This is a genomic window from Deltaproteobacteria bacterium (genome assembly GCA_016234845.1).
GTDB lineage: Bacteria > Desulfobacterota > Deferrimicrobia > Deferrimicrobiales > Deferrimicrobiaceae > JACRNP01.
This window is the reverse complement of record JACRNP010000114.1, coordinates 1-5,007: the sequence shown is the minus strand read 5'-3', so window position 1 is coordinate 5,007 and position 5,007 is coordinate 1. Positions and strand designations below refer to the sequence as shown.

Sequence of the window (5,007 nt, the reverse complement as noted above, 5' to 3'; positions counted from 1 at the left end):
GCCGCACCAGCCGCCGTCATTCCCGATAACATGAGGAAATTTCTGCGCGAAACCTTCGCTCCCCTTCCTTGCATCGGATCCTCCTTCTTCTTTTCCGCTCTCCGGCAATAAACGCATGATCCTTGAGCGATATCGTCGTACGATCAGTCTTGCTTGCAATCAGCGTTTTCCAGGAGTTCCTTTTCTTCGCCGGGGGGAAGTTCGTCGGTCGCCGCGCGGGGAACCGGCCTGCGGCAATAGCCGTCGTCCTCCTCGATCACGACCCAGAACTCGCACTCCCTGCACACCCTTGGGTGCTTCATGGCGGCTGCCTTCGCCGCTCACGGAATCATCGAGGCGGTGATCCACCCCGATTGGATGGCCCCGTGGATGCCGACACCCGGGACGGTCCAATGACCGGTCAACCATAACCCCTCGATCGGCGACCTGTTCACGGGTCGATTCGCAATCGATGCCGGCGTGTAGTCCCACCCGCCGACCGCCCCGAAACGGTTTCCCGTGTAACGTACCAGGGTGTCGGGCGTCGCGGATTCCTTTACGACGATCCGCGAGCGCAGCCCGGGGATCGCCTTCTCCGCGACCCGGATGAACCGATCGGTGAATTCATCCTTCTTCTCCCTCCAGGAGGCCCCGTCCGGCAATCCGTACGGAACGGCCATGAACAGGCTGACGATGTGATGGCCCGGCGGCGCGACGGAAGGGTTCACAAAGGTCGGAATCGAGAGCGCGTAGGGCATTTCCTCGATTTCCACCCTCCGGATCGCCTCGTATTGACGTTCCATGTCGTACCCCGGATACACCAGGTTCGCGACCGAAAGATTTCCCGGCAGGGGTACGTCGTTTCTTATCCCGAGGTAGACGCTGAGCGCGGACAGCGTGGGCTCCAACCCTCTCAGCCGTTCGGAAAACGCGGCGGGAAGGTGCTGCTCCCCCGCCATTCCGAAAAAAGTCGTCAACGCGTCCACATTGGAAATGACGGCGTTTCCCCGGACGAACTCCCCGCTCTCGAGGATCACCCCTTCCGCCTTGCCGTCACCGACGATGATCTTGCTCACCTTGGCGTTCGTGAAGATCTTCCCGCCTCGGGACAGGATGCCGTTTCTCAAGGGCGTCAGGATCCCGAGCACCCCTTCCCGCGGGAAGAAATTCCCGTGATTGCCGATCGAGGCATTGAACCCGGAAAGGACCAGGGAGGATGCCTTGGACGGGGGTATGCCCAGATATCCCCAGAACCCGGAAATCACGGCCTTCAATTTCCCATCGGTCAGGAACTTGTCGAGCAGGTCCTGGAACACCAGCCCGACGTTTTCGGCGACGGGAGGGGTAACCTCCGGCAACTTTCCCAGGCCGTCGTAGATCCGATCCATCCGGTCGAAGAGCTGGTCGATCCCGGCGGCCTCCTCGGGGAATTCCCGCTTCAGGGAATCCTTTTGGTCCCGCATCTCCTGCGGAACCGCGAATGTCCGGTCCGGGAATACATAGCAGAAGGCGGGGTCCAGCCTCACAAAGGACGGAGGCTCCACCCCGATCGCCTTCAGGACGGCCAGGACCGGCCCACCGTCATACGTCTCGGCCACCGAGTGGAGGCACGACTCGAAGAGGAACCCGTTCCGCCGGAAAAAGCTTTGGCACCCCCCCACCTTCGGTTCCTTTTCCAGTACACAGACGCTTTTCCCCCTGTTCAGGAGGGCGTTGGCGCAGGAAAGGCCGGCCAGTCCCGCGCCGATGACGATCGCATCGTATTCCTTGATGTGTCCGCCCATGCGCTTCTCCTCCGGAATGCGAATCAGGTCCCACAGGTGTTCCGCGACCCCACGGCGGCGGTCTCGGCGAGCAGGTGCCCCAATTTCCGTCTTTTCGTCGACAGGTACCCTGCATTGACGGGGTTGGGGCCGACATCGATCGGCAGCCGTTCCACGATGCGCAGTCCGTACCCCTCCAGACCGACGATCTTGCGGGGATTGTTCGTCATCAGTCGGATATCGCGGATTCCGAGTTCCTTCAGGATCTGCGCGCCCGTACCGTAATCCCGCATGTCCGGGAGAAATCCCAGCTTCTCGTTCGCTTCGATCGTGTCGAGCCCCCGGTCCTGGAGTTCGTACGCGAGAATCTTGTTTCCCAGCCCGATTCCCCGCCCTTCCTGTCTCATGTAGAGGAGCACGCCTTCCCCTTCCGCGTGGATACGCGCCAGGGCATCCTCGAGCTGCTCACCGCAGTCGCACCGGAGGGAGCCGAACACATCCCCGGTCAGACATTCGGAATGGACGCGGACCAGGGTCGGCGCATCGGATCGGACCTTCCCCTTGACCAGCGCCAGGTGCGTTTGCCCATCGATGTCGCTTCGAAAAGCGATGACCTCGAATTCCCCGGCGGACCGGACCGGGAGCCGCGCTTCCCCCACCAGCGATACGAGCTTCTCCCGCCGCACCCGGTACGCGACCAGATCCTTTATGGATACGATCCTGAGGCCGTGTCTCTCCGAAAATTCCCGCAGGTCCGGCATCCGTGCCATCGTTCCGTCTTCCTTCATGATCTCGCAGATGACCCCGGCCGGGGAGCACCCCGCCAGTCGGGCGAGGTCCACGGATCCCTCGGTCTGGCCCGTCCTGACGAGCACCCCGCCCTCGCGCGCCACGATCGGGAAGACGTGCCCCGGCCGCACGAGATCATCGGCCTTCGCGTCGGGGGCTGTAGCGGCGCGGATCGTGGTCGCGCGGTCGGCGGCCGATATCCCCGTCGTCACACCCGACTTCGCCTCGATCGACACCGTAAAGGCAGTCCCGAAAGGGGAGGAATTCTCCCCCGCCATCGGCGGAAGACGAAGGCGCCGTGCCCGTTCTTCCGTGACGGTCAGGCAGATCAACCCGCGCCCGTACCGCGCCATGAAGTTGACGATCTCCGGGGTGACGTGATCCGCCGCGATCGTCAGATCTCCCTCGTTTTCGCGATCCTCGTCGTCGACCAGGATGACCATCCTCCCCGCCCGAATGTCCTCGAGGGCGTCCTCGATCCGGGCGAGGCCCTTCGTCCCGCCCTGCGCGGCCGTGGCATCCGCGGTGCCGTTTCCCGAGCACATCCCTTCTCTCCTCACCTCATCCTCCTCCGTGCGTTTTTCCCGCCCAGGGATCTCGATTCCAGGATTGAGCGGGCCTGCCTTCCTACGCACTCTTGAGGGCGGACAGCTCCGCGACCAGCTCGGGGACCGCCTTGAAGATGTCGCCGACCAGACCGTAGTCGGCCACCTGGAAGATCGGAGCCTCCTCGTCCTTGTTGATCGCCACGATGACCTTGCTGTCCTTCATCCCGGCCAGGTGCTGGATCGCCCCCGAGATCCCCAGCGCGATGTAGAGCTCCGGCGCCACGATCTTCCCCGTCTGCCCCACCTGCCAGTCGTTGGGCGCCCACCCCGCGTCCACCGCGGCCCGCGACGCGCCGATCGCCGCCTTCAACAGGTCGGCCAGCTCCTCCACCATCTTGAAGTTCTCCTGCGCCTTGATGCCGCGGCCGGCCGAGACCACCACCTTCGCCTCCGTCAGCTCCGGCCGCTCCGACTTGGTCTCCTGGCGCCCGACGAACGACGTGCCGCACGGGTCCGCGGCCACCGCCACCTTCTCCACCGGCGCCTTCGCACCGCCCATCGGGGCCGCGTCGAACGCGGTCTGGCGAACCGTGAACAGCAGGGGGCTTCCGATCATCTCCACCGTCCCGATCGCGTTCCCCGCGTACATCGGACGCTTCACCCGAAGCGCCGACCCTTCCTTTTCCAGCCCCACGATGTCGGAGGCCAGTGGGGCGTCCAGCAGACCGGACAGGCGCGGCATGAAATCCTTCCCGAACGTCGACGCCGGGGCGAACACCGCGCCGTACCCTTTCTCCTTCACGACACCCGCAACCGCCTGCGCGCACGTCACCGCCAGATACTTTCCGAACGCGGGGCCTTCGCCCAGCAGCACCTTCCGCACGCCGGAACCGGCCACCGTGTCCGCCACGGCGGAGACGCCGTCCCCCAGCACCAGCGCGTCCACCTCGCCGCCCGTCAGTGCGGAGAGCGACTTCGCCGCCGTCACCACCGACAGCGTGTTCTTCTTGAAAATCCCTTCCTGGTGCTCCACCACTACCAGTATGTCCGCCATGGAAGCCTCCGACCGTTCGATGTTATGTCTGTCCCGGTTCCGCGGGAGTTTGCATCAACGTCCCGGTTTTACGGCTACAGGACCTTCGCTTCGTTTTTCAGCTTCGACACCAGCTCGGGGACGTCGGCCACGCGGCCGCCGCCCGCCCGCTGCTTCGGCGCGGCGTACGACAGCACCTTCACCCGCGGCGCGATGTCCACCCCCAGCGACGCCACCGGCACCACCTTCACTTACTTCTTCTTCGCCTTGATGATCCCGGGAAGCGACGCGTACCGCGGCTCGTTCAGACGAAGGTCCGTCGTCACCGCCGCCGGCAGCGACACCTCGATCGTCTCCAGACCGCCGTCCACCTCCCGCGTCACCTGCGCCTTCTTCCCGTCCGCGGAGAGCTCCACCTTCGACGCGAACGTCGCCTGCGGCCACCCCAATACCGACGACAGGATCTGGCCCACCTGGTTGTTGTCGTCGTCCACCGACTGCTTCCCCATCAGCACCAGCTCCGGCTTCTCCTCCCCCACCACCTTCGACAGCACCTTCCCCACCGCCAGGGAGTCCAGGTCGCCGCCGGCCTCCACCAGCACCGCGCGGTCCGCGCCCATCGCCAGCGCCGTGCGCACCTGCTGCTCCCCCTCCTTGGGGCCCACCATCGCCACCACCACCTCGCCGCCCTGCTTCTCCTTGATCCGCAGCGCTTCCTCCACCGCGATCTCGCAGAACGGATTGACCACCATCTTGATGTTGTCCAACACGATCCCGCTGCCGTCCCCCTTGATCTTCACCTTCTCGTCCGGGTTCGGGACCGGCTTGATCGTCACCAGGATCTTCAATGGGCGCCTCCTCAGTTGAAACTTCCTGCAGTCCTCCGCCGGTGGAG

4 protein-coding genes and 1 pseudogene are annotated in these 5,007 nt (G+C 64.5%); all 5 read right to left on the bottom strand.

Annotated features, from left to right (window positions below):
• Window positions 1-143 precede the first annotated feature (143 nt).
• The 5 genes and pseudogenes from HZB86_08315 to HZB86_08295 all read right to left on the bottom strand — a co-directional run bounded on the left by HZB86_08315 (window position 144) and on the right by HZB86_08295 (window position 4,960).
• Window positions 144-302, bottom strand: a complete 159-nt coding sequence (locus HZB86_08315; protein ID MBI5905538.1) for a hypothetical protein — start codon at window positions 300-302, stop codon at window positions 144-146.
• 18 nt (window positions 303-320) lie between these two features.
• Window positions 321-1,763: an NAD(P)/FAD-dependent oxidoreductase gene (locus HZB86_08310; protein ID MBI5905537.1), complete on the bottom strand. Its 1,443-nt coding sequence runs from the start codon at window positions 1,761-1,763 to the stop codon at window positions 321-323.
• Between the two features lie 23 nt (window positions 1,764-1,786).
• Window positions 1,787-3,076, bottom strand: a complete 1,290-nt coding sequence (locus tag HZB86_08305; protein MBI5905536.1) for a bifunctional 3,4-dihydroxy-2-butanone-4-phosphate synthase/GTP cyclohydrolase II — start codon at window positions 3,074-3,076, stop codon at window positions 1,787-1,789.
• A gap of 82 nt (window positions 3,077-3,158) precedes the next feature.
• A complete protein-coding gene (locus HZB86_08300; protein MBI5905535.1) occupies window positions 3,159-4,133 on the bottom strand; it encodes an electron transfer flavoprotein subunit alpha/FixB family protein in 975 nt (324 codons plus the stop codon).
• Window positions 4,134-4,207: 74 nt separating this feature from the next.
• Window positions 4,208-4,960, bottom strand: a pseudogene (locus HZB86_08295) (electron transfer flavoprotein subunit beta/FixA family protein).
• Window positions 4,961-5,007 lie beyond the last annotated feature (47 nt).